Origin of the sequence: Aeromonas sp. R7-5 (assembly GCF_040908015.1) — a bacterium.
Lineage (GTDB): Bacteria > Pseudomonadota > Gammaproteobacteria > Enterobacterales > Aeromonadaceae > Aeromonas > Aeromonas caviae.
Window position 1 is genome coordinate 1 of the sequence record NZ_JBFOCZ010000035.1, and the last position, 23,728, is coordinate 23,728.

Genomic DNA, 23,728 nt, shown 5'->3' on the forward strand with positions numbered 1-23,728 from the left:
ATGTTCATGTCGCTGATCTGGGTGATGTGCCCGGTGATCTGGTCGAGGGCGCCGTTGGCCTCGTCGGCCTGGGTCACCACCCGCAGGCTCTGGTTGCGGCCCTGGGCCATGGCGCTGACGGCGCGGGCGCTCTGCTCCTGGAGGCTGTTGATCATGCCCTGGATCTCGGCGGTGGAGGCGGCGGAGCGGCTGGCGAGGTTGCGCACCTCGTCGGCCACCACGGCGAAGCCACGGCCCTGCTCGCCGGCGCGGGCGGCCTCGATGGCGGCGTTGAGGGCCAGCAGGTTGGTCTGCTCCGAAATGCTGCGGATGGTGTCGAGGATGCTGCCGATGGAGTCGGTCTGGCTCGCCAGGGACTCGATGACCCCGGCGACCTGTTCGATTTCACCGGAGAGGCCGACGATGCCGTGACGGGCCTGGGCGACGACCTGGGCCCCCGCATCGGCCTGCTCGTTGGCCTGCTTGGCGACGTCGGCTGCCAGGGATGCATTGCCGGCGATCTCGCTGACGGTGGCTCCCATCTCGTGGATGGCGGTGGCGACCTGGACGGTGCGATCCCGCTGGGCGGTGCAGTTGTGCTGGGTGAGCTGGGCTTTGGCTGCCACCTCGTTGGCGGTGGCGGCGAGCTGGCGGGAGTTGCTCGCCACCTGTTCGATGGAGCCGTGGATCTTGGCGACAAAGTTGTTGAAGCCGGTCGCCACCTGGGCCAGTTCGTCACGGCCATCGACCTTGAGGCGATGGGTGAGGTCGCCATCACCGCTGCCGAGTTCGCGGAACAGGCGGGCCAGTTCGTTGAGGGGGCGGCTCACGGAGCCCGCCAGGAGAACGCCGAGCAGCCCCATGCCGACGGCGATGGCCAGGCTGACCAGCACCATGTGTAGGCGCGCTCTGTCCAGTTCGGCATAAATCTCGGCCTCCGGCACCTGGGCCACCAGATACCAGTTGAGCAGGGGGATGTAGCTGCTGGCCAGGATCACGGGCTGGCCGTCGACCTCGGCATGGGTGGCGGCAAAGGGCTGCTTGTTGAGCAGGTTGGTGCTACTGCCGCTGGCCAGCTGGGTCAGGTTGTCCCGATCGATGCGGGCGGCGTCGGGGTGCAGCTTCACCTTGCCGCTGCCGTCTGTCATGAAGACGAAGCCGCTGTCGCCGATGCGGAAGTTGGCGAGCATGCTGACCATGCTGTCGAGGGATTTGGCGAGGCCAGCGAGGCCGCGTCCGTCGAGTTGCTGGAAGTTGACGAACAGTTTCACCTCGCCGTTGCTCTCCCGAAAGATGCTGAGCATCAGATCCTGGCGGCTCTTGGTGTAGTCATAGAACCAGTTGTCCTGCTCGTGGTTCAGGATGCGCAGAAAACCGTCCTGGTTGTAGTAGGCGGCACTCTGACGATCGGCGAAGGAGGCGGTGACCAGACCATACTGGCTCGTCATGTCCTTGAGCTGGTTGATGAGGATGGACTCCTGCTCCTTGGGCATGCCGCGCTCGACCCAGTCCAGCACGAAGCGGTCGTTGGCAAGCTGTCTGGCGGCATTGGCTACCGAGGTGAGATCCTTTTCGATCTCCTTGCCGATGCGCTGGGTCAGGTTGGGCAGCTCCTGCTCGAACATGCGGTCCTCGATCAGCTGCTGGGCAGAACGCTGGCTGAAATAGCCCACCAGCAGGCAGGAGAGGGCCACGGCGAGGATGACGGTGGCCAGAATTTTCTGTTTCAGTGTCAGGCTTGCGAACATAGGGGTGACTCGGAAGTGTGAACCAGGGTTGAACTCATAATAGCGGCTGATTTGGCGCGCTCTTGAGGCGGCGGGGGCCTTTATTGTCGATTAACGTTTGCGCTCACACCCGGATTGGACTGGATTGGCGCCCGATTTTGCCAAGACATCGTTGCAAGCGGGGCGACCCCTCGCCAGCACCCCGGCTTGCGGTTAAAGTGCTTGCACTTATAGTAGGCTGCACCTGACTGGCGGCCTGCCCGCTCGACTCGCACCGGATTTATGGACTCTCATATGCGCATCTTTCATCGGGGATGGACCCACCTGCTTGTGCTCCTGCTGGCGACCCTGCCGTTCATGGCGGCGGCCGGAGCCAATGATCCCGCGCCTTCGGCCAGAAACCCGGGGGCAACCAAGATGGAGCGTCCGAGGATCGCCCTGGTACTGAGCGGCGGCGGTGCCAAGGGGTCGGCCCATATCGGGGTGCTCAAGGTGCTGGAGGCAAAGCACATCCCGGTGGACATCATCGTCGGGACCAGCATGGGCTCCTATGTGGCGGGCATGTATGCCATGGGGCTCAGCGCCGAGGAGGTGGAGCGCACGACGCTGGCCATCGACTGGAACAAGGGCTATCAGGACAAGGTGGGGCGCGACGAGCTCTCCCTGCGCAAGAAGCAGCAGACCGAGAAGTACCAGCTGCGCACCGACATCGGGGTCAACGGTGACCAGACCCAGCTGCCGGACGGTTTCTTCCAGGGACAGTCCATGGCCAGCCTGCTGCGCCACGCCACCTCCAACCTGCCGGCGCAAAAGAGCTTCGACAACCTGCCTATCCCCTATCGCGCGGTGGCGACCGACATGGAGACGGTGACCCCCTTCGTGCTGGATCACGGCAGCCTCGCCAAGGCGATGCAGGCCTCCATGTCCATTCCCGGTGCCCTCAAGCCGGTGGACTGGGACGGCCGCATCCTGGCCGATGGTGGCACGGTCAACAACATGCCGGTGGACGTGGCCAAGGCCATGGGGGCCGACGTGGTGATCGCGGTGGACATCAGCGCCAAGCTGCGTACCCGGGAGTCCCTCAAGTCGGGATTGGCCATGATTGATCAGCTCACCACCTACATGACCCAGGTGGGGACCGAAAAGCAGAAGGCGCTGCTGGGCCCCAGGGACATCCTGCTGACCCCCGAGTTCGGCAACATGGGGATCGCCGACTTCGCCCTGATGCCGGAGGGGATCAAGATCGGGGAGGCGGTCGCCAACAGTGCAGCGGCCCGGCTCGATGCGCTCTCTCTCTCGCCCGCCGCCTACGCCGACTATCGCAACGGCAAGCTGAGCCGGCGCGCCGAGCGCAGCGGCCAGCCCGCCTACTACATCGACAAGGTGGAGATCATCAACAAGTCGCGCCTCTCCGACGACACGGTGCGGGCCATGCTGAACGTGCGTCCGGACAAGGTGCAGACCTACGAGAGCCTGGAGGCGGGGATCCGTCGCCTCTACGCCCTGGAGTCGTTCGATCGCATCACCTACGAGGTGGAGGAGCGGGACGGGGAGAACGTGCTGGTGGTGGATGCCAGCGAGAAGAACTGGGGGCCGGGTTATCTCAACTTCCAGCTCGGTTTCTCCGATGACTTCGAGAGCAGCTCCAACTACAACGTCGGCATGTCCTACACCCTTACCAACGTCAACGACTGGGGAGGCGAGTGGCTGACCGAGGCGTCCCTCGGGACCGCCAAGCACCTCAAGACCGACTTCTACACCCCGCTGGAGCCTTCCCAGACCTACTTCGGCGAGACGAGCCTGGCCTACGACAAGACCCAGCGACGCGTCTTCTTCCCGGAAGAGAGCAGGTCCTCGTCCGGGGTCAGCTATCTGGACTCCGAGTACAGCTTCACCAGCGTGGATCTCGCCATCGGCTGGAATCGCCAGCCCTGGAGCCGCTTCTCCCTTGGGCTGGAGGGCAAGATCGGCAGCGTGGAGATCCAGAACCTCACCAACGCGGATGCCGATGCCTCCGCCTGGGGACCCTACATCCGCTTCGAGCACGACACCCTCGACAGCCGCTACTTCCCCTATCAGGGGGTCTACTGGGACATCAAGGGTGGCTACTCCTACGTCGATCTCGACCCCGCGGACGCGCCCTCCGAGCAGGCCGAGGGGGTGAATTACCGGCTGGTGATGATCAAGCCCTGGTCCTGGGACAGGCACAGCCTCAACCTGATGCTGGAAGGGGGCGGCTCAAGCTCCCAGGAGACGGTACCGCTGTTCGTGCAGGATCTGGGCGGGCTGTTCCGCATGTCCGGCTTCCAGCATTACCAGTTGAGCGGTCGCTACAGCCTGTTTGGCGGATTGCGCTACATCTACCGGGTGGCGGACAACGACTTCGGTGCCTTCAAGGCGCCCCTGTTCCTCGGGGGCTCCCTCGAGCAAGGGGGGGTCTGGGACAAGGGAGAGGACATCAGCATCGAATCCTCCTATACCTCGGGTTCCCTCTATATGGGGGTGGAGAGTTTCCTCGGTCCCATCTTCCTCGGCTATGGCGTGGCGGAGGGGGGGCACGACATGTTCTATCTGCAATTGGGCACTACGTTCCAATAAGGGCGAAATGCTGCCTTTTTGTTAACTCACCTTGGGTGGGCGGCTTGTCACTCTAAAAAAACCTAATGGGTTTATATGGTTATGCTGGTTTGATGAATAACTGCACAGGGTTTGGATTTTAATTAGTCGTTAAAACTTATATAGTGGGGGGCACCCTACGGGTGTCCCGCAAGGACGATCGCCGCGAGCTTGGGCGAACCCCAAAAAAAAGACCAAAGAGGAATTAGTCGTGCTTGAAACATACCGTAAACACGTCGCAGAACGTGCCGCCGAAGGCGTGGTTGCCAAACCTCTGGACGCAGAGCAGGTCGCCGCCCTGGTTGAGCTGATCAAGAATCCGCCCGCCGGCGAACAGGACTTTCTGAAAGAACTGTTGTCCTCCCGCATTCCCCCGGGTGTTGATGAAGCGGCCTATGTGAAAGCCGGCTTCCTCACCGCCGTCGCCAAGGGCGAGGCCCATTCCCCCATCCTGACTGCCGCCGAAGCCGTCGAGCTGCTCGGTACCATGCAGGGTGGTTACAACATTCAGCCGCTGATCGACCTGCTGGACGATGCGACCCTGGCTCCTCTTGCCGCCAAGGGCCTCTCCCACACCCTGCTGATGTTCGACTCCTTCCACGACGTGGAAGAGAAGGCCAAGGCGGGCAATGCCCACGCCAAGCAGGTGCTGCAATCCTGGGCTGACGCCGAGTGGTTCCTGAACCGCCCGGCCCTGGCCGAGAAGATCACCGTCACCGTGTTCAAGGTGACCGGCGAAACCAACACCGATGATCTGTCGCCGGCGCCGGACGCCTGGTCCCGCCCGGACATTCCGCTGCACGCCCTGGCGATGCTGAAGAACGCCCGTCCCGGCATCACCCCGGACAAGGATGGCGTCATCGGCCCCATCAAGACCATTGATTCCCTGAAAGAGCAGGGCTTCCCGCTGGCTTACGTGGGTGACGTGGTCGGTACCGGCTCTTCCCGTAAATCCGCCACCAACTCCGTGCTCTGGTTCATGGGAGACGACATTCCGTTCGTGCCGAACAAGCGTGCTGGCGGCGTCTGCCTCGGTGGCAAGATTGCCCCCATCTTCTTCAACACCATGGAAGATGCCGGCGCCCTGCCCATCGAAGTGGACGTTTCCAAGCTGGAAATGGGCGATGTCATCGACATCTTCCCCTATGAGGGCAAGATCACCCGCCACGGTACCGACGAGGTGCTGGCCCGGTTCGAACTGAAGACCGAGGTGCTGATCGACGAAGTGCGCGCCGGTGGCCGTATTCCGCTGATCATCGGCCGTGGCCTGACCGACAAGGCCCGCGAGGCGCTGGGTCTGCCGTTCTCCACCGTGTTCCGCCGTCCGCAGCCGGTGGCCGATACCGGCAAAGGTTTCACCCTGGCCCAGAAGATGGTGGGCAAGGCATGTGGCGTGAAGGGCATTCGCCCGGGCACCTACTGCGAACCCAAGATGACCACGGTCGGCTCCCAGGACACCACGGGCCCCATGACCCGCGACGAGCTCAAAGATCTGGCCTGCCTCGGTTTCTCCGCCGATCTGACCATGCAGTCCTTCTGCCACACCGCCGCTTATCCCAAGCCCATCGACGTGCAGACCCACCACACCCTGCCGGACTTCATCATGAACCGCGGCGGTGTCTCTCTGCGTCCGGGTGACGGCGTCATCCACTCCTGGCTGAACCGCATGCTGCTGCCGGATACCGTGGGTACCGGTGGTGACTCCCACACCCGTTTCCCCATCGGGATTTCCTTCCCGGCGGGCTCCGGTCTGGTGGCCTTCGCCGCCGCCACCGGCGTGATGCCGCTGGACATGCCGGAATCCGTGCTGGTGCGCTTCAAGGGCGAGCTGCAGCCGGGCATCACCCTGCGTGACCTGGTCCATGCCATCCCCTATGCCGCCATCCAGAAAGGGCTGCTGACCGTCGAGAAAGCGGGCAAGAAGAACATCTTCTCCGGCCGCATCCTCGAGATCGAAGGTCTGCCGACCCTGAAGGTGGAGCAGGCGTTCGAGCTGGCGGACGCCAGCGCCGAGCGCTCTGCCGCCGGTTGCACCATCAAGCTGGATAAAGAGCCGATCATCGAGTATCTGAAGTCCAACATCGTGATGCTGAAGTGGATGCTCTCCGAAGGCTACGGCGACGTGCGCACCATCACCCGCCGCATCAAGGGGATGGAAGAGTGGCTGGCCAACCCGGTACTGATGGAAGCGGACAAGGATGCCGAGTACGCCGAAATCATCGAGATCGATCTGGCCACCATCAAGGAACCGATCCTGTGTGCGCCGAACGATCCGGACGACGCCCGTCTGCTGAGCGACGTGGCGGGTGACAAGATTGACGAGGTGTTCATCGGTTCCTGCATGACCAACATCGGCCACTTCCGCGCCGCCGGCAAACTGCTCGAGAAGTACCAGGGCGAGCTGCCGACCCGCATGTGGATCGCCCCCCCCACCAAGATGGACAAGGATCAGCTGACCGAAGAGGGCTACTACGGCATCTTTGGTCGCGTCGGTGCCCGCATCGAAATCCCGGGCTGTTCCCTCTGCATGGGCAACCAGGCGCGGGTAGCGGAAGGGGCCTCCGTGGTCTCCACCTCCACCCGCAACTTCCCGAACCGTCTGGGCAAGGGGGCCAACGTCTATCTGGCCTCTGCGGAGCTGGCTGCGGTTGCCGCCATCATCGGCAAGATCCCGACCGTGGCCGAGTACCTGCAGTATGCCAAGACCCTGGACGCCACTGCGGCTGACACCTACCGCTACCTGAACTTCAACGAGATCGCCTCCTACACCAAGAAGGCCGATGCGGTGATCCTGCAGCAAGCGGTCTGAGACTCGCCGGTCTGACCACTGAAAATAACAATGCCGCGTCTCGACGCGGCATTTTCCATTTCAGGGGGCTGCGCGATAATGACCCGCCATGCCCAGCAACGGCGTCGTCGATTTGCCTGGTACGCGCGTTGCGCTTTCGTTGTCTGGCCATGATGGCCCCACCGTTTCCTGGTGGGCACTTTTATACCGCGGTACCTGCGAAGCGGGCCCGCGCATTGCGGCGTGGTTGCTATGTTTCTGTTCCGGATTGATCTGGCCCGCATGAAGTGGCGCCTTGGTTGTGCCCTGCTGGTGTTGGCCCTGCCCCTGGTGGTGGGAGGGTGGATGGTGCACGACAGCTACGAGCAGGAGCTGAAGAACGATGCCAGCGCGTCAGCCAGCAAGGCCAGAACCTTGCTGGAGCGCATGCTGGATCAGGCCGAGCGGGCCAACCTCGAGGTATTGCCGCTGGCCGGTCGACCTTGCAGCGACAACCTGTTGCTGCTGCGCAAGCGGGTGGCGCTGGAGCCGTTCCTGCGCTCCATCAATCTGGTGCGACAGGGGATCATCAACTGCACCTCGCTGTTCGGGCCTGCCAGGGAAGTGGATGACGGATCCCGCTACACGGATCGCAAGTTGCTGCTGATGAGCGGCAACCTGGTGCGCAAGAATCACCCCTTGCTGGTGGTGCGTCAGGAGCGGGGGCGTGATGCGGCACTGAGCGCCATTGACAGCAGCCAGCTCAGTTTCATGCTCACCCTGAGCAGCGATCCCAGCGAGCTGTTCTTGCAGGTGGGGTCCGCCTGGCTCGATGAGTCCGGCCACTTCCAAAGCGATCCGCCGAAACTGCACAGCAAGTTTGCCCTGATACTCGCCTCCCAGCGTTACCCCTTCACCATCCACGCCGGTTATGCCATGCCGATCTACTGGCGTGCCCTGTGGGAGGCTCGCCATCTGCAGCTGATCTGGCTGGGAGCCAGTTCGCTGGTGCTCTCACTGCTGGTGTGGTGGCTGCTTGGGCGGCCGGGGGCCCTGACGGACGAGCTGAGACGCGGGCTGCGAGCCAGGGAATTTGTCCCCTATCTGCAACCGCTGATCGCCAGCAAGGGCGGCAAGATGGTGGGAGCCGAGGTACTGATGCGCTGGCAACATGCCACCGAGGGGCTGATCCGCCCCGATCTCTTCATCCCCCAGGCGGAAGAGTCTGGCCTGATCGTGCCCATGACGGTCAACCTGATGAAGACGGTGGCCAAGACACTCCACCCGGTACAGGAGCAGCTGCCCGAGGCATTTCACATCAGCTTCAACATCAGTGCCATCCACTGTCGGGACCTCTCCCTGGTGGCGGAGTGCCGCGACTTCCTCGGCCACTTCGTGCCGGGACGGGTGGTGCTGGTGCTGGAGCTCACGGAGCGGGAGCTGCTGGTGACCAGCCCGCAGACCCTCTCCCTGTTTCGCCAGCTCGACGAGATGGGGGTGCAGCTCGCCATCGATGACTTTGGCACCGGCCACTCCAGCCTCATCTATCTGCAGCAATTCCACGTGGACTATCTCAAGATCGACCGCTCCTTCATCGGCCGTATCGGGACGGAGTCCCTCTCCGAGCACATCGTGGACAACGTCATCGACCTCGGGGGACGGCTGGGTTTGTCCCTGGTGGCCGAAGGGGTGGAGACGGAGCAGCAGGCCGCCTATCTGAGAGGCAAGGGGGTCCAGTATCTGCAGGGATACCTGTTTGCCCGCCCCATGCCGATACGCCAGTTCTGCCGGGAGCTGACGGCGGGAGAGATACAGGTCGCCGCCGGGCGCACCGCCCAGGGCTAGGCCGCGCCCACCAGGCTGTGCAGCCAGTTCACCAGGATGTCGTGGGGGCTGCCGGGCTCGGGAGGGGCGGGGGCGAGCAGGTGATAGCCGGTGCCGTCGGGGACGAAGCCGAGCGGTGCCACCAGCAGACCGGCCTCGATATCGTCGCACACCTGGCGGTAGGGGCCGATGGCGACTCCCAGCCCGGCGACTGCCGCCTGTAGGCTGAAATAGAAGTGCTCGAAGGTCTGACCCGGCACCTCCTCGTCGGCGGACATACCTGCGTGCTGCTGCCACTCCAACCAGGCGCCCGGACGGGTCTTGGTGTGCAGACGGGGGGCCGTTGGCCTGAGGGCCTGCACATCCCCCCTGGATTCAAAAAAGTGCGCTACCTTGCCCGGCGGGCAGACAGGGCCGGTCCGCTCCTCGAACAGCAACTGGTTGTAGAGCTCGGCAGGCCAGTGAAAGTCGTTGCGCCGGATGGCGAGATCGATGCCGCTGCCAAAGCTGAGGGCGCCGCCGCCCGCCATCAGGTGTACGTCCAGCTCCGGGTGCAGGGCCTGGAAGGCGGGCCAGCGCGGGATCAGCCAGCGCATCAGAAGGGTGGGTTCGCAGGAGAGCACCAGTGATTGAGGACGGCTCTGCTGGCGCAGGGCCTGCGCCGTCTGGCGGATGCTGCCCAGCCCCTCCCTGACCGCCTGATAGAACCGTTCACCCGCGTTGGTCAGAAAGACCCGGCGCTGGCGCCGCTCGAACAGCATGACCCCCAGATCCTCCTCGAGCAGTCGTACCGCCCGGCTGATGGCGCCATGGGTGAGGTGCAGTTCGTCGGCGGCGCGGCCGAAATGCTCGGTGCGGGCAGCCACCTCGAAACAGCGCAGGGCGGTGAGGGAGGGAAGCGAGAGGGCTTTTTGTGAGTTTTTTTCACCATTCATGTCAGAAATCATCGTTCGTTATTGGTGTTATTGGCAAATAAAATAGCCGATACCCCCTCTAATCAGGACTATTTTCATGACCGAACTGTTAGCCGTTGTCGCCATTACTCTCTTTGCCGTCATCAGCCCTGGGCCCGACTTTGCCATGGTGTCGCGCAACAGCCTGCTGCTCTCGCGCCGCACCGGCGTGCTGACGGCGATCGGCATCGCGGCCGGGGTCTGCGTGCACGTGGCCTACACCCTGCTGGGGGTGGGCCTGCTGATCCAGCAATCCCTCTGGCTGTTCAACCTCATCAAGCTGGCAGGGGCCGCCTATCTCATCTTCCTCGGCATCAAGATGCTGCGGGCCAAACCGGCTGCCGATGAAGAGAGCATCTGCCAGCCTGCCCTCTCCAGTCTGGGTGCGCTGCGCACCGGATTTCTGACCAATGTGCTCAATCCCAAGACCACCATCTTCATCGTCAGCCTCTTCATGCAGGTGGTGCAGCCGCAGACGCCGCTAGCGGTCCAGATCGGCTATGGCGCCTTCATCGCGCTGGCGCACGCCCTCTGGTTTGGTGCGGTGGCGCTCTTCTTCTCCACCCCTGAGGTGCGGGACCGACTGCTGGCGGTACGCCACTGGATCGATCGGGTGTTCGGGGGCCTGCTGGTGGGATTCGGCATGTTGCTGGCATTGACCCAGCAGACGCGCTGAGGCGGGGAGGGGGGCTCCCCCTATCCACCCCCGACTGTAGGGTCTTGTTTTTCATGCCTTGGCAGCCACTTTTCGGTAGAATTGGCGCTCATTTTGAAGTCAGATGAGGCGCGGTATGACGGTCAGGTTCCAGGCATTTCACAGCATCAAGGCGATTGGCAATCGGGAGGTGCTGTTCAACTGGTCCAGAACCAACCCCCTCGGCGCCCTTGATCAGGTGTGGCGCCCGACGACCCGTGACGAGCTGCAGCAACTGCTGCGGGAATATCCCGAGCGCAAGCTGCGGCTCATCGGCTCCGGCCTCTCTTTCGAACCCATCCACAGCGTCTACGCGGAAGGCAGCCAGGCGCTGCTGGTGGACCTGCACCACCTGCGCGGCCAGCTGGACAAGACTGCCGATACGGTGACCTACCTGGCGGGGACGCCGCTTGATACCGTCTATGCCGACCTCATCGCCATGGATCGCATGCTGCCGGCGTCCCCCGGCGTCATCGGTATCCAGACCCTGGGCGGTGCGCTCAGCACCGGCACCCATGGGCAGGGACTGCACCAGTCCGCCCTGTGCGATGCGGTGGCTGCCCTGACCGTGATGCTGGCGAGCGGCGACATCATCCGTGTGGATCGCACCGATCCGCGCTTCGGCGCCTTCGTGATGGGCATGGGGATGCTCGGCATCCTGCTGGATGTGACCCTCAACACCGTGCCCAACCGCATCATGCGCTGCACCAAGTTCACCACCGACTACCCCTTCCTGCTGGAACACAACGAGCGCCTCAACCGGGAGCACGCCTTCGTGAAGAGCTGGTGGTTCGCCTGGACCGGCGAGAGCCACATCTGGCTGGTGGATCCCGCCTCCGATGAAGAGGTGGCCCGCTACCGCGCCGGTGGCTGCGAGCCGCTGGTGCTGGAGGGAGACATGGACGAGCGCATGAACCTGGCGCTCAATGCCACCATAGACGCGACCCTGCAGAAGATGGCCAGAGACACCAAGGACGAGGCCAGAGCAGGCGAGCACTTCGAGACGGTACGCCGCTTCAAGGACGCCTCGGATCTGGTGGGCAACGTCTACCAGATCCTCTGCAAGGGGATCCCTGCTCCCCAGATCAACTGCGAGGTGGCCGTGCCCCTCGAACGCATGGGGGAGGCCCTTGCAATCCTGCAGGCATGGCAGGAGGCGAACCCCGGCGTGCTGCACTACCCCTTCATCCTGCGCTGCACCGGTCCCTCCGTGGCCTGGCTCAGTGCCGCCCATGACAAGTCGGTGTGCTGGATAGGTTTTCTGGTCTATCTGGCGGCGGACGGGACCTTTGTCGGGGGCTCCATGGAGCAGATGCGCGAGTTGCAGCAACTGCTGGTGCCCCTCGGCGGCATTCCCCATTTCGGCAAGCACCTGGCGATGGACCTCTACGACTTCCCGGCCCTGTTGCCGCGCTGGCACGACTTCCTGGCCCTGAAGCGGGAGCTTGACCCCCATGGCCGTTTCGAAAACCGCTGGCTCGGCGACCTGTTCGCCAACCGGTAAGGATCTGACATGACCGATATGCAAGACACTCGCTTACTCATCCTCCTGCCGATCAGAGGGGGGGCAACCCGATGACAGACATGCAAGACACCCGCATCCCCGTGACCCTGCTGACCGGTTTTCTCGGAAGCGGCAAGACCACCTTGCTCAACCACTGGGTCAAGCAGCCCGAGCTCGGGGAGTGCGCCGTGCTCATCAACGAGTTCGGCTCCGTGGGGCTGGATCACCATCTGGTACAGCAGGTGGACGAGCAGGTGGTGCTGCTCGATTCCGGCTGCATCTGCTGCTCGGTGCAGGGCTCCCTGGTGGAGGCGCTGCAGGGGCTTTTCATGAAGGCCATCCAGCGCAAAATCAAACCCTTCAAACGGCTGATCATCGAAACCACGGGTCTGGCCGATCCGGCCCCCGTGCTGTTCACGTTGAGGGAAGAGGGCTTTATCGCCCAGCGCTACCGCTTCGACGGCACCGTCACCGTGGTGGATGCCGGTCATATCGAGCAGCAGCTTGCGGCTCAATATGAGGCGGTCAAACAGGTGGCGCTGGCGGATCTGCTAGTGGTGAGCAAGGGCGATCTGGTGGATGAAGAGACCCTTGCTCGGGTGGAAGCCCAACTGGCGACCCTCAATCCGGCAGCTCCCATCCAGCGGGTCAGCAATGGGGTGCTCTCACCCGCGGTGCTGGAAAAGCTCGGCGCCTACAACGAGGCGGCGGGGCGCGACGTGCGCCAGTTGCTGGCCTGGCTGCGTACCGAATCCCCGAAACAGGGGCTGGCTTCGCCCATGCAGCCGAAGATGACGCCGTTTGCCGCCAAGGTGGGGACGGCCGCGCCCACCCGCTTCGAGCACGGCAATATCGAAAGTTTCTCCCTGCGCATCGGCGAGCCGCTCAAGCCCTCCCGCCTGCTGGCCGCCATCGATGCGGTGCAGGCGCAATACGGTGATGCCCTGCTGCGTCTCAAGGGGATATTGCAACTGGAAGGGGAGAGCCAGCCCGTGGTGATCCACGGCGTGCACGGCCAGCTCTATCCGTTGCAGGCGCTGGGGGAGTGGCCCGAAGGCAAGGCCCAGTCCCGGCTGGTGTTCATCGTGAAGAGCCAGGACAGGGTAGGCATAGAGCAGTTGTTCCTCTCAACCCTCAAGGCCCCCGAACCCAGCCTGGAAGAGCACCTCAAGGCCATGCTCGGCCAGCCGGATGCCTGATATGCTGATATGACCCGCGCTCGTGCGGGTCTTTTCTTATGTGATGAGGAGAGAGAGAACCATGCCTGACAGCTCCCCGATGGTGACGCCCGCCCAGCGCAAATGGCTGCCCTGGCTGACAGCGGTCGGTTTTTTCATGCAGACCCTGGATGGCACCATCCTCAACACTGCCCTGCCCAGCATGGCCGAGGCCCTGGGCGAGAGTCCGCTGCAGATGCAGTCCGTCATCATCGCCTACATGCTGACGGTGGCCCTGCTCATTCCCGCCTCCGGCTGGCTGGCGGACAGATTCGGCACCCGCCGGGTCTATCTGGTCGCCATCCTGCTGTTTACCCTGGGTTCCCTGGCCTGTGCCATCGCCAACACCCTGCCCATGCTGGTGATCGCCCGGGTGTTGCAAGGGGTCGGGGGGGCCTTGCTGATGCCCATCGGGCGTCTGGCGGTGCTGCGGGTCTACAGCAAGCATGAGCTGCTGAGGGTGATGTCGTTCGTCACCATCCCCGGTCTGCTCGGCCCCCTCATCGGCCCGGCCCTGGGGGGCTGGCTGGTGGAGGTGGCGAGCTGGCACTGGGTCTTCCTCATCAACCTGCCGGTGGGCTTGCTCGGCTTCGTGGCGAGCTGGCACTTCATGCCCGACCTTCGCCAGCACACCGCCAGGTTTGACTGGCAGGGGTTTGTGCTGTTCAGTGTCGGCATGGTGCTGGTATCCGTCGGTCTGCAAGGCCTGGGGGAGCACAGCATCTCAACCGGCTGGGCCCTGTTTGCGGTATTGTTCGGTCTGGCCGCCATGGCGAGCTACTGGCTCTATGCCGCCACGGCGGAGCAGCCCCTGTTCAGTCTGGCGCTGTTCAAGACGTCCACCTTCGCCATCGGTATCTGGGGCAATCTGTTTGCCCGCCTCGGCAGCGGCGCCATGCCGTTTCTCACCCCGCTCTTCCTGCAACTGGGGCTCGGCTTCTCCCCGAGCAAGGCGGGGATGACCATGATCCCCACGGTGATCGGCGCCATGCTGACCAAGACGCTGGTGAACAAGCTCATTCCGCGCATCGGTTATCGCCGCATCCTCATCGGCAACACCCTGGCGCTCGGGGCCATGATCGCGAGCTTCTATTTCATCGACAACCAGGTGCCCCACGGCGTACTGCTGGTGTGGCTGGCGGTCTTTGGCGCCATCAACTCCCTGCAATTTTCCGCCATGAACACCCTGACCCTGCAGGATCTCAGCAGCGAGCACGCCAGCAGCGGCAACGGTCTGCTGTCGGTGGTGATGCAGCTCTCCATGAGCCTGGGGGTGGCCATCGCCGCCAGCCTGCTGGGGCTCTTCTCCATCGGCCAGCCCGAGGAGAGTGGCCGCTGGCTGGAGGGGTTCCACCTCACCTATCTGTGCATCGGCCTGATGTCCATGCTGGCGGCGCTGATCTTCGCCCAGCTGGCGCGGGAAAAGCGCTGAGTCCCAGGCTCAGGGGGCGGGCAGGTAGCTCACGTCGCAGGGCAATCGGGCCAGCAGTCCGGCCAGGTGGGTGGTCTCCAGCAGGAAAGTCTGCTCGGGGTGGCCCGGTGTCCAGGTAAAGGCATGGTGATTCATGAGCACGGGATCCACCAGCAGGGGGATGTCGGCGCGGGGCAGGAAGGGGCAGACGGCTCCCGGCAGGCAGCCAATCTCGGTCTGCATCTCGTCGGCGGTGCAGATGGAGGGTTTGGCACCGAGCGCCGCCTTGACCGCCTTGCTGTCGAGCCGGCCGTCTCTGTGGGTCAGCAGCAGGGCGAAGCGACCATCCTTGAATTTGAGGAAAAGGGTCTTGCTGAACTCGGCCTGCCAGCCGAGGCGAGCCTTGACCCGCTCGTCGGTGGCGTAATCGAGGATGGGTTCGTGCTCGAAGCGCTGGTGGGGCAGGTCGGTGAGCAACTGACGGTTGAAGTCGTGAATGGCATCGAGTGGCATGGGGTTCTCCTGTGATGGCGGTCATCCTGCCACTTGCACCGGCGCAGGCCCAATCACCGTTTCTTATCCATCATCAGCGGAGTCATCAACAAGGGCACCCGAGGGTGCCCTTGTTGTTCAGTGATGCTGCAATTCGCCCGCTTTCCAGTGGAAGGGAATGGGGTCAAGGCGCTGGGAGGCTTTGTCGTAACCTGCCCACAGCTCACCGATGGTGCGACCATCGATGGGGTGGCGGAATGTGGGAGCCAGCTCCGCCAGCGGCCAGAGCACGAAGGCGTTGGTGAGGATCTCGCCGCGCGGCAGCACCAGCGGCGTCTCGCAGACCAGCTCGCCGTAGAGCAGCAGATCGAGATCCAGGGTGCGCGGGGCGAACTTCTTGGCATCCGGCTCGCGGCCGTGAGCGAACTCCATGGCGCGTAGCCGCTGGCACAGGGTCGCCAGGGGCAGCTCGGTATCGGCACCCACCACCAGGTTGTAGAAGGGGCGGCCGTTGAAGCCCACTGCCTCGCTCTCGAATACCCGGGAGACCTGCAACTCGCCGAATTCGGCGTGCAGGGCATCGAGGCCGGCGCGGATATGGCGTTCCCGATCGATGTTGGATCCCAGACTGATATAGATGCGGGTCATCAGTTGGCGCTCGCAGCCGGCGTGCGATGGCGCAGGATCTCGACCCCGACGCCTGCCGCATTGGGCACGGCACCCGGTTTGGTCAGGGTCACCTTGACCCACTGTACCCGCTCGTCTTCCAGCACCAGGGCGGCGACCTGCTCGGCCATGGTCTCGACCAGCTCCACTATCTTGCCCTGGGCGTGATCACAGATCTTGCGAGAGAGGGTGGCGTAATCCAGCGCCAGATTGATATCGTCGGTTGCGGCGGCTGGGCGGTTGTCAAACCCCATCTCGAGGTCGAAACAGAGCTTCTGGCGAATGCCCTTCTCCCACTCATATACCCCTATGGTGGTCAAAACCTCGAGTCCGCGAATAAACACCTTGTCCATGACAGTACTTCTTCTTTACTCTTGATGGGCTGTGAAAACAGCGCAGGGATGCAGGCCCGGCAAGCAGATTGCCGCTGGCGGCCGGTTTGGGCGACACGCTTTCGGGCAAGCCCGGGCCTGGGAATGTGGCCCGCATCATACCCCATTCATATCGTGGTAAAAACGACCAAGATGACGGCCCTGACGATTTTGATGATTATTCTGGCCTATCTGGGCGGCTCGCTGTCCAGTGCCGTGCTGGTTTCCCGCATCACGGGTCTGCCGGATCCCCGTGACCATGGTTCCCACAACCCGGGGGCGACCAATGTGTTGCGCCTCGGCGGCCGGATGGCGGCGCTGATCGTACTGCTTCTCGACGTGCTCAAGGGGATGGCCCCCGTCTACCTCGCCTGGTATCTGCAGATCAAGCCCGTCTACCTCGGCTTTATCGGAGTGGCCGCCTGTCTGGGCCACATGTACCCCCTCTTCTTCCACTTCCGTGGCGGCAAGGGCGTCGCCACCGCCCTCGGTACCATGCTGCCCATTGGGTTTGCCATGGGGGGCGCCGTCATCACCACCTGGTTGCTGGTGCTGCTGGTGAGCGGCTATTCGTCACTGGCGTCCATCGTGACCGTGTTGCTGACCCCGCTCTTTACCTATCTGCTCAAACCGGAATACACGTTGCCGGTCTCCCTGCTCTCCTGTCTCATCCTGATCCGTCATCACGAGAACATTACCCGCCTGCTCAAGGGGGAGGAGTCCCGCCTCTGGGGGCGCCGGGGAGCGGTCCCGCCAGCAGAAGTGATGAAAATGGATGATGCTGCGCAAAAAAGAGACGAACGAGACGAAAAGTGAAATTTCCCGTTGACCACCTGCCCTAAAATCCGTTTAATAGCGCCCACGCCCAGATAGCTCAGTCGGTAGAGCAGGGGATTGAAAATCCCCGTGTCGGCGGTTCGATTCCGTCTCTGGGCACCATATTTTGGTGCCATGAAATAAAAACGTGTTCATGCACAATGGTTTGAAGTGTGCCGGCTTAGCTCAGTAGGTAGAGCAACTGACTTGTAATCAGTAGGTCACCAGTTCGATTCCGGTAGCCGGCACCATTTGCCCAGATAGCTCAGTCGGTAGAGCAGGGGATTGAAAATCCCCGTGTCGGCGGTTCGATTCCGTCTCTGGGCACCACGAATAATTCCTCCTTAGCTCAGTCGGTAGAGCGACGGACTGTTAATCCGCAGGTCGCTGGTTCGAGCCCAGCAGGAGGAGCCAAATAAAAAGCCCAGCAGCAATGCTGGGCTTTTTCTTTTCCCGTTTTTCGATGTTCCGCTTCCCGCTGTTCGAAAAGCGTCCTGTCCGGTGACAAAGCTGTCGCAGCGCCCCTCTTGAATCTTTCCTCCCAGTGACTTGGCCCGTCTGCCGAGTATGATGGCGTGGTGAGTCCCTATGCTGCGCCCGCCGGATCACCCTGTCGTGATCGACGCCTGCCGTCACCCCGGCCCGGCAAAACGGGATCGGTTTCTTGAGTGAGGTCATGCATGAATGCAACAGAGCTTTGGCAGCTTTCCCCCGAGCTATTCAACGAGTGGCGGCGTGAGAACGATTATCCCCGTATCTGGGCGCTGCTGGTGGCGTCGTTGCCCCATTTCGACGACTGGATGGCGGAGCAGAAGATAGAAAAAAGCGTGATCTTCCAGATCGGCATCGCCCGCTTCATCAGCTCCCGCTGCGTGCTGAGCCTTTGTGTCTACATGAGCGACGACAAGGTCCGCTTGTATGAGAGCGCCTCGAGTGCACTGGAATCCCTGCGCAAGAGCGGCCTCATCCGCTCGGAGACCCGTTTCGAGCCTTACAGCATGTGGCTGGCGGGAAAACATGGCAATGACGAGGTGAAACGGGTGCAAAGCCTGCTCTCGGTCTCGGAGAACAACAAGGGGGAGGCCCAGGTGCTGGGCAAGCATCGTCTGCTCAACATCGGCGGTGTTGCCCTCAAAAGCCCCATCATCTCCGGCCGGTTGCTCGATTTTACCTGTCTCGACGAGCTCTCTCTCGATGGGGCCGTCAACAACTCCAAGGTTTATCTGTGGCACTGCTCGGCCAAGGGGGTCAGGGTCAATGGCGGGGTGATCGGGCTCGATCTGTTCGACTCCCTGCTGTGGGACCACAGGGCCTGGGCCAAGAAGCGGGAGCTGGCGCTGGAGGACGGGGTCTTTCAGGACTTCACCATAGAGTGCGAGGAGATCCGCTTCCACTCCTCCCGGGCGGTGCTGAAAAACTTCAGCGTCAGCGCCAAGAACTTCGATGCCACCATGGAGCACACCAACCTGGACAAGGTGGAGGTGGTCTACAACGACAATGGGCGGATCGACCACAACGAGGCGAGCAAACTCTATCGCAATGCCAAGCGTCTCTTCTCCAGCGTGGGTGACACCGTCGACGCCGGCGAGTGCTACTACAAGGAGAAGCTGCACGAGATGAAGTCCCTGGCGAGCCCGCGGGAGCTGTTCCGGGAGCGCTGGTTGCGCAGCGGTCCGATGACGAAGTGCTGGCTCTCCCTGTTGTGCTATCTCAAGTGCGCGGGCAAGTTCATCAGCTTCATCACCTGGGGGTTTGGGGAGCGTCCCATCAGAAGCCTGCTGATGTCGATGGGGGTGATCCTGCTGGCGACCCTGACCTATTTCCTGGCACCGGAGTCTGCAACCCACGGCCATCTGGGGCGCTCCCTCTATTTCAGCATCGTCACCTTCGTGACCCTGGGTTATGGGGACATCTCCCAGACCTCCTCGCCGCTGCAACTGCTGTCGGCCATCGAAGCCTTCTGCGGCATGTTCCTGACAGGTCTCTTCCTCGCGGGTTTTGCCTCGAAAACCAAGCAGTATTGACGGGAGTGCCGGCGGCGGGTGCCATCAGTGCCCGCCTCCGGTGCCCTCCTGCTGTCTTCCCATCCCTCCCGGCTGTCCCGGCGACCTTGCTTGACGCAGCGGCGGTGGAGCGACTTTATTTAAAGTCATCGCATGCCATGGCAAGCGATGGCGCCACCAGCGCCCGGACATGACGCAATCAGAGGAGAAAGCCCGGTATCGATCCGCCAACCACCGATGTAGAGAAGGAATAACGCTATGATATTGAATCACTTATGGGGATTGTATGCCCATCCCCACACCGAATGGCATACCATAGACGAGCGGCACGACAGCTTCAGAAACAGTCTGACTCACATCCTGCTCGTGGCCCTTATCCCTCCCATCTGCGCCTACTATTCCGCCGTTCACATCGGCTGGAGCATCGGGGTCGGCGATCCCATCACCCTGACCGCCAACAGCGCATTCAAGCTGTCGGTCGCCATGTACGTGACCCTCATCATCGGCGTGCTGGCACTCTCCTATCTGGTGCACTGGATGGGGCATACCTTCGGCTCGGATCCCAGCTACACGACCTCGCTGGAGCTGGCGGCCTACACCTCCACGCCACTCTTCATGGTGGGCTTCTCCGCTTTCTTCCCGCATCTCTGGTTCGTGATGCTCATCGGTTTGGTCGGGCTGACCTATTCCGTCTACCTGCTCTATATCGGCGTGCCCATCCTGATGCACATCACCAAGGAGCAGGGATTCATCTACGCCAGTTCAGTGGTGACGGTCGGCCTGGTGTTGCTGGTCTGCGTACTGGCTGCCACGGCCATCCTGTGGGGATCCGGCTTCGGTCCCGTCTTCACCCAGTAGCCGTGTATGCCGACGGCAACGACGACAAGGGCGCCTCGATGGCGCCCTTGTCGTTGATCTCTCGCCTGGTCGGCGTGTCTTTGCCAGACCCGGGAGGGAAGTCGTCTGCGTTGATCAGCGGGGATTGCCGCTGCCGATGCCGAACGGGATGCGGTAATCGCTGCTCTGATCGCCGAGGCTGACGGTCAGGTTGCCCTGGGCGCGGCTCGGGATCTGTACCTGTTGGGTACCCATCAGGTTGGCGTGGACGGAGGCTACCAGATCACCGGATTCATCGCGCACCTCCAGCATGGGGTTGGCCTTGCCGGCCATGGCGGCGCTGGCATGCCAGTTCACGAACAGCACACCCGGGGTGGCGTTGAAGTCGGCGGGGACGGAAGCCTGGGCAACACCGGCGCTCATCAGGCCTGCAACGGCCAGCATCTTGATCACGTTTTTCATGTTCATTCACTCTCTTGGTTTTTATGTCATTGGCAAGGCCTGACAGGCCTGCATCAATGCATCCTTGCAAGAGGTCATTCAAATGGTGTGTTGTTTTGTCACGGATGTTTGTCACCCATGTGTATGGGGGACTGCCATGAACGACCAGTTGTTTTGCGGCTTGGCGCTCCTGCCTAAGCGATGTGTGAATATTAAGCGCCTCACCCGGTCATTGTTAGCGAGATAAACTGGCCTACACGTTCAAAAAATATGAATGATGTTTTGTGGGGAGGAAGCAGGCAGGTTGGAGGGGAGTCACCCTTCCGGAGAGAGGTGCATTTCCCAGACCTGACACCGGATTGTCACATCCGGTGCGTACTGTGCGGCTTCATTTTCACACTGGTTCAAGGATGACTATGTTTCGCATTTCCTCCCTTGCCGCCTGCGTGGCGGCCACCCTGCTGAGCGGCTGCAATTCGGGCAATGACTCCTCCTCGCCCGCCGTCGGCGACTATCAATACAGCACCAAGGCGGTCTATGCCGCCCGTCAGGCAATGAACAGCTATGAGGTTGCCCCTGAAGGCTTTAGTCCCGTCTTCACCGAACTGGTGGCACGCCATGGCTCCCGCTCGCTGTCCAGCCCCAAATACGATGTGCTGACCAAGCTGGTGTGGGAGGAGGCCGCGAGACAGGGGGCCTTGACCGAGCTGGGCCAACGGCTCGGCGCCAAGGTGGACGCCGTCACGGCCGCCAACCAGACCCTCGGCTATGGCCTGCTGAGTGCGCTCGGCAAGGAGGAGCACGCCAACCTGGCGACCCGGCTCGCCGAACGGCTGCCCACCCTGCTGACCACTGAATCGACTCCCCTCTGCCTCAAGGTCGAGACATCGGGCAAGGATCGCGCCAACGAAAGCGCCTACTTCTTCATGCAGAGCCTGGCCAAACGGGTCTCTCTGGTGACGGACAGCCCCGACTGTTACGTAAGCCAGGAGAACCCTTCCGAGATCGACAAGGGGCTGCGCAACAAGTTCGAGCTCTACTTCCACAAGACCGAGCCGCAGGGGGAGTACACCCGGTATCTGCCCACCTTCCAGGCCTATCAGGCCTTTGTCGGGGACGAAGACAACGGGGTGGCTCCCGCTTCCGAGCTGACCGAGGTCCTCGATGCGCTCAAGGCCCTGCCCAGGACCCGGGTGATGGCCCGCGCGATGCTCGAGCGTCTCTACAGCAAGGCTTTCGTCGACGAGCTGGCCGCCGGGGTGGATTATGTGGCGGTGAATCCGGAAGACGGCGGCAAGACCCATGTGCGCGACGAGGTGGACGCCGCCCTCATGCTCTACAACCTCTTCATCATCGGCCCGGGGATGATCCGGGAGGCGCAGGCACAAGGCGGGTCCTGGGATCTCGAGCAGTTCATCACGCCAGAGGAGTCTGCCTGGTTCTCCTACCTTTCCGATGCCGAGGACTTCTACGAGAAGGGGCCGAGTCTTGCCAGCCAGAGCGCCACCTACGCCGTGGCCCAGCCCCTGCTTGACGGCCTCTTCAACGAGGTACAGACCCAGGTGGTGGAAGAGGCGGGCGAGCATGTCGCCAAGCTGCGCTTTGCCCATGCGGAGACCCTGATCCCGCTGGCGGCCCTGATGAAGCTGGAAGGGAGCCGCCAGAGCGCCCAGCCCGGCGTGCTGATGAGCCAGGAAAACAACGAATGGCGTGGCGGCTGGGTCTCTCCCTATGCGGCCAACATCCAGTGGGATGTCTACCGCAACGAGGCCGGCCGGGTGCTGGTGAAGATGCTTTACAACGAGAAGGAGCTCGCCTTCAAGGCAGGTTGCGCCCCCATTGCGGTGGGCAGCTTCTTCTATGACTTCGGCGAGCTCAAACGCTGTTACGACTACTCGTCCTGACGCGCTCGTGCCATCCCCGGGGCCGGTCATCGCCGGCCCCGCTTTTTTTGGTTCAGGCGGAGCCGGCTTGTCGACGACCCGCCTGCCAGGTGGTGCCCATGGAGGCGGCGATGATGGCGGTTATCCCGAGCCATTGGGACGGGGGCAATTGTTCGCCCAGCCATACCAGTCCCATCAAGGCTCCCATGGCCGGTTCACCGCTGGTGAGAATGCCGTAGCTCTTGAGGGGAAGGCGGCGCAGGGCAAACATCTCGAGAGAGTAGGGGATGGCGCTCGAGAGCAGCCCCACCCCGATGATGGTGAGGATCACGGGGACGGTGAATGACGCCTCGATCGCACCCTCCAGCCCGAAGGGCAATACCAGCAGGGTGCCCACCCACATGCCCAGCGCCGGCGCCTGCGTCCCCAGCAAGGCTCCTGCCCGCTTTCCGGTGAGCATATAGAGCCCCCAGAAGAGGCCAGCCCCGAGAGCCAGTGCTGCCCCCAGGGGATCGATGGCCTGCTGTGTTGCCCGCAGGGGCAAGAGCAGCAGCAGCCCGGCGATGGCCAGTATCAGCCAGATGAAGTCTGCCCGGTGGCGTGAGGAGAGCAGGGCCACCGTCAGGGGGCCGATGAACTCGATGGCCAGGGCTACGCCGAGGGGAATGCGTGCGATGGCCAGATAGAAGAGCAGGTTCATTGCCCCAAGCGACAGGCCGTAGGGGATGGCGCCCAGCAGGGTGCGTCGGTCGAGGGGGACACGCCAGATGCGAAACACCAGGGAGAGAAGGAGGGCGGCGCACCCCAGCCGGAACAGGGTCGTGCCTGCGGCTCCGAGCAGGGGAAACAGGGATTTGGCCAGGGAGGCGCCGAGGGTGATCGACAACATGGCGAGCAGGACGGCCAGAAGAGAGGAGAGGGCATTGGGATTGGGTTGCATGGTGTTCATACCGGGCAGGACGATGGGCAGTAAAATATATCTGGAGACTTGGGTAAAACCGGTCTAATACTGGCCTTGTGCGATAATTTTTATCTAATGAACCCCATGACCGACAAATTTGATCTGCTCATCCTCGCCGAGCTGCAACAGGATGCCCGTCTGCCCACGCCGGAGCTGGCCCACAGGGTCGGTCTTTCCGCCCCAGCCTGCTACCGCCGCGTCCGCGCCTTGCGGGAGTCCGGTCTCATCGAGCGGGAAGTGGCGCTGGTGGCACCGTCCACCATGGGCTGGCCCATCACCATGCTGGTGCTGGTGACCCTGGAGCGGGATCATGGCCGCATCGTCGATGAGATGATCGCCAGCCTGCAGCGGGAACCCGAGGTGATGGATCTCTGGTATGTGACGGGGGAGCAGGACTTCGTGCTGCAAGTGGCCGCCAGGGACATGCAAAGTTACGAGCAGTTCACCCGTCGGGTGCTCCATGCCAGGGACCAGGTGCGCAGTTTCAAGACTCTGGTGGTCATGGGACAGCACAAGCGTTGCGGCGCCTTGCTGCCCGGGTAAAGAGGGGGCTGCGCCGAAGCCTT

Annotated in this window: 19 protein-coding genes and 4 tRNA genes; 16 read left to right on the forward strand and 7 right to left on the reverse strand. The window is 62.7% G+C overall.

Going from position 1 to position 23,728, the window contains the following annotated elements; genetic code table 11:
- A partial coding sequence (locus AB5Y53_RS19845) for a methyl-accepting chemotaxis protein (RefSeq protein ID WP_368183008.1) occupies nucleotides 1-1,727 on the reverse strand: 1,727 nt, incomplete at its 3' end.
- A 273-nt stretch (nucleotides 1,728-2,000) separates the two neighbouring features.
- Between AB5Y53_RS19845 and AB5Y53_RS19850 the strand changes: the two genes are divergently transcribed.
- From AB5Y53_RS19850 to AB5Y53_RS19860, 3 genes are all read left to right on the forward strand, one after another.
- Nucleotides 2,001-4,304: a patatin-like phospholipase family protein gene (locus tag AB5Y53_RS19850; protein ID WP_368183011.1), complete on the forward strand. Its 2,304-nt coding sequence runs from the start codon at nucleotides 2,001-2,003 to the stop codon at nucleotides 4,302-4,304.
- 229 nt (nucleotides 4,305-4,533) lie between these two features.
- Nucleotides 4,534-7,131, forward strand: coding sequence for a bifunctional aconitate hydratase 2/2-methylisocitrate dehydratase (gene acnB, locus AB5Y53_RS19855; RefSeq protein WP_109111859.1), 2,598 nt, complete (start codon nucleotides 4,534-4,536; stop codon nucleotides 7,129-7,131).
- A 231-nt stretch (nucleotides 7,132-7,362) separates the two neighbouring features.
- Complete coding sequence (locus AB5Y53_RS19860; RefSeq protein ID WP_041213989.1) at nucleotides 7,363-8,934, forward strand: cyclic diguanylate phosphodiesterase; 1,572 nt, start codon at nucleotides 7,363-7,365, stop codon at nucleotides 8,932-8,934.
- Here AB5Y53_RS19860 and AB5Y53_RS19865 read toward each other — a convergent pair.
- The gene (locus AB5Y53_RS19865) at nucleotides 8,931-9,848 is read right to left on the reverse strand and encodes a LysR family transcriptional regulator (protein WP_302097945.1); all 918 of its coding nucleotides are present in this window, start codon (nucleotides 9,846-9,848) and stop codon (nucleotides 8,931-8,933) included. The two genes, AB5Y53_RS19860 and AB5Y53_RS19865, sit on opposite strands and share 4 nt — an antisense overlap.
- Before the next feature lie 76 nt (nucleotides 9,849-9,924).
- Here AB5Y53_RS19865 and AB5Y53_RS19870 point away from each other — a divergent pair, with 76 nt between their 5' ends.
- From AB5Y53_RS19870 to mdtD, 4 genes are all read left to right on the forward strand, one after another.
- Nucleotides 9,925-10,542 carry a LysE family translocator gene (locus AB5Y53_RS19870; protein ID WP_109111860.1) on the forward strand — a complete coding sequence of 206 codons (618 nt, stop codon included), beginning with the start codon at nucleotides 9,925-9,927 and terminating at the stop codon, nucleotides 10,540-10,542.
- Between the two features lie 115 nt (nucleotides 10,543-10,657).
- Nucleotides 10,658-12,064 (forward strand): D-arabinono-1,4-lactone oxidase, encoded by a 1,407-nt coding sequence (locus tag AB5Y53_RS19875; RefSeq protein WP_368183013.1) that lies wholly within the window; start codon nucleotides 10,658-10,660, stop codon nucleotides 12,062-12,064.
- A gap of 71 nt (nucleotides 12,065-12,135) precedes the next feature.
- On the forward strand, nucleotides 12,136-13,263 hold the full coding sequence (locus AB5Y53_RS19880; RefSeq protein WP_069785561.1) for a GTP-binding protein: 1,128 nt from the start codon (nucleotides 12,136-12,138) through the stop codon (nucleotides 13,261-13,263).
- Nucleotides 13,264-13,285: 22 nt separating this feature from the next.
- Entirely contained in the window at nucleotides 13,286-14,713 is a 1,428-nt protein-coding gene (mdtD, locus tag AB5Y53_RS19885) for a multidrug transporter subunit MdtD (RefSeq protein ID WP_368183015.1), read from the forward strand.
- A gap of 9 nt (nucleotides 14,714-14,722) precedes the next feature.
- On the opposite strand, the gene AB5Y53_RS19890 is transcribed toward mdtD, so the two are convergent.
- From AB5Y53_RS19890 to folB, 3 genes are all read right to left on the reverse strand, one after another.
- A complete protein-coding gene (locus AB5Y53_RS19890; protein WP_042864868.1) occupies nucleotides 14,723-15,205 on the reverse strand; it encodes a YbaK/EbsC family protein in 483 nt (160 codons plus the stop codon).
- Between the two features lie 117 nt (nucleotides 15,206-15,322).
- A complete protein-coding gene (folK, locus tag AB5Y53_RS19895) occupies nucleotides 15,323-15,832 on the reverse strand; it encodes a 2-amino-4-hydroxy-6-hydroxymethyldihydropteridine diphosphokinase (RefSeq protein WP_042865424.1) in 510 nt (169 codons plus the stop codon).
- Nucleotides 15,832-16,203 (reverse strand): dihydroneopterin aldolase, encoded by a 372-nt coding sequence (folB, locus tag AB5Y53_RS19900; RefSeq protein WP_010675798.1) that lies wholly within the window; start codon nucleotides 16,201-16,203, stop codon nucleotides 15,832-15,834. The genes folK and folB overlap by 1 nt, the downstream gene beginning before the upstream one ends.
- Before the next feature lie 171 nt (nucleotides 16,204-16,374).
- Between folB and plsY the strand changes: the two genes are divergently transcribed.
- The 7 genes from plsY (at nucleotide 16,375) to AB5Y53_RS19935 (ending at nucleotide 19,898) form a co-directional block, all read left to right on the forward strand.
- Entirely contained in the window at nucleotides 16,375-17,037 is a 663-nt protein-coding gene (plsY, locus tag AB5Y53_RS19905) for a glycerol-3-phosphate 1-O-acyltransferase PlsY (protein ID WP_029314836.1), read from the forward strand.
- Between the two features lie 47 nt (nucleotides 17,038-17,084).
- Nucleotides 17,085-17,160: transfer RNA gene (locus AB5Y53_RS19910), tRNA-Phe, on the forward strand.
- A 52-nt stretch (nucleotides 17,161-17,212) separates the two neighbouring features.
- A tRNA-Thr gene (locus AB5Y53_RS19915) sits at nucleotides 17,213-17,288 on the forward strand.
- Between the two features lie 3 nt (nucleotides 17,289-17,291).
- A tRNA-Phe gene (locus AB5Y53_RS19920) sits at nucleotides 17,292-17,367 on the forward strand.
- Nucleotides 17,368-17,375: 8 nt separating this feature from the next.
- Nucleotides 17,376-17,451 (forward strand) — tRNA-Asn (locus AB5Y53_RS19925).
- Nucleotides 17,452-17,717: 266 nt separating this feature from the next.
- A complete protein-coding gene (locus AB5Y53_RS19930) occupies nucleotides 17,718-19,061 on the forward strand; it encodes a potassium channel family protein (RefSeq protein ID WP_368183016.1) in 1,344 nt (447 codons plus the stop codon).
- Between the two features lie 237 nt (nucleotides 19,062-19,298).
- A complete protein-coding gene (locus AB5Y53_RS19935) occupies nucleotides 19,299-19,898 on the forward strand; it encodes a Yip1 family protein (RefSeq protein ID WP_029314835.1) in 600 nt (199 codons plus the stop codon).
- A 114-nt stretch (nucleotides 19,899-20,012) separates the two neighbouring features.
- Here the strand turns inward: AB5Y53_RS19935 and AB5Y53_RS19940 are convergent, their stop codons facing one another.
- Entirely contained in the window at nucleotides 20,013-20,345 is a 333-nt protein-coding gene (locus tag AB5Y53_RS19940) for a hypothetical protein (RefSeq protein WP_039039727.1), read from the reverse strand.
- Between the two features lie 383 nt (nucleotides 20,346-20,728).
- Between AB5Y53_RS19940 and AB5Y53_RS19945 the strand changes: the two genes are divergently transcribed.
- Nucleotides 20,729-22,222, forward strand: coding sequence for a histidine-type phosphatase (locus AB5Y53_RS19945; RefSeq protein ID WP_368183017.1), 1,494 nt, complete (start codon nucleotides 20,729-20,731; stop codon nucleotides 22,220-22,222).
- Nucleotides 22,223-22,274: 52 nt separating this feature from the next.
- Here the strand turns inward: AB5Y53_RS19945 and AB5Y53_RS19950 are convergent, their stop codons facing one another.
- A complete protein-coding gene (locus AB5Y53_RS19950) occupies nucleotides 22,275-23,150 on the reverse strand; it encodes a DMT family transporter (protein WP_221366126.1) in 876 nt (291 codons plus the stop codon).
- A 96-nt stretch (nucleotides 23,151-23,246) separates the two neighbouring features.
- On the opposite strand from AB5Y53_RS19950, the gene AB5Y53_RS19955 reads away from it, so the two are divergent.
- Nucleotides 23,247-23,705 carry an Lrp/AsnC family transcriptional regulator gene (locus AB5Y53_RS19955; protein ID WP_039039724.1) on the forward strand — a complete coding sequence of 153 codons (459 nt, stop codon included), beginning with the start codon at nucleotides 23,247-23,249 and terminating at the stop codon, nucleotides 23,703-23,705.
- Nucleotides 23,706-23,728: the final 23 nt, after the last annotated feature.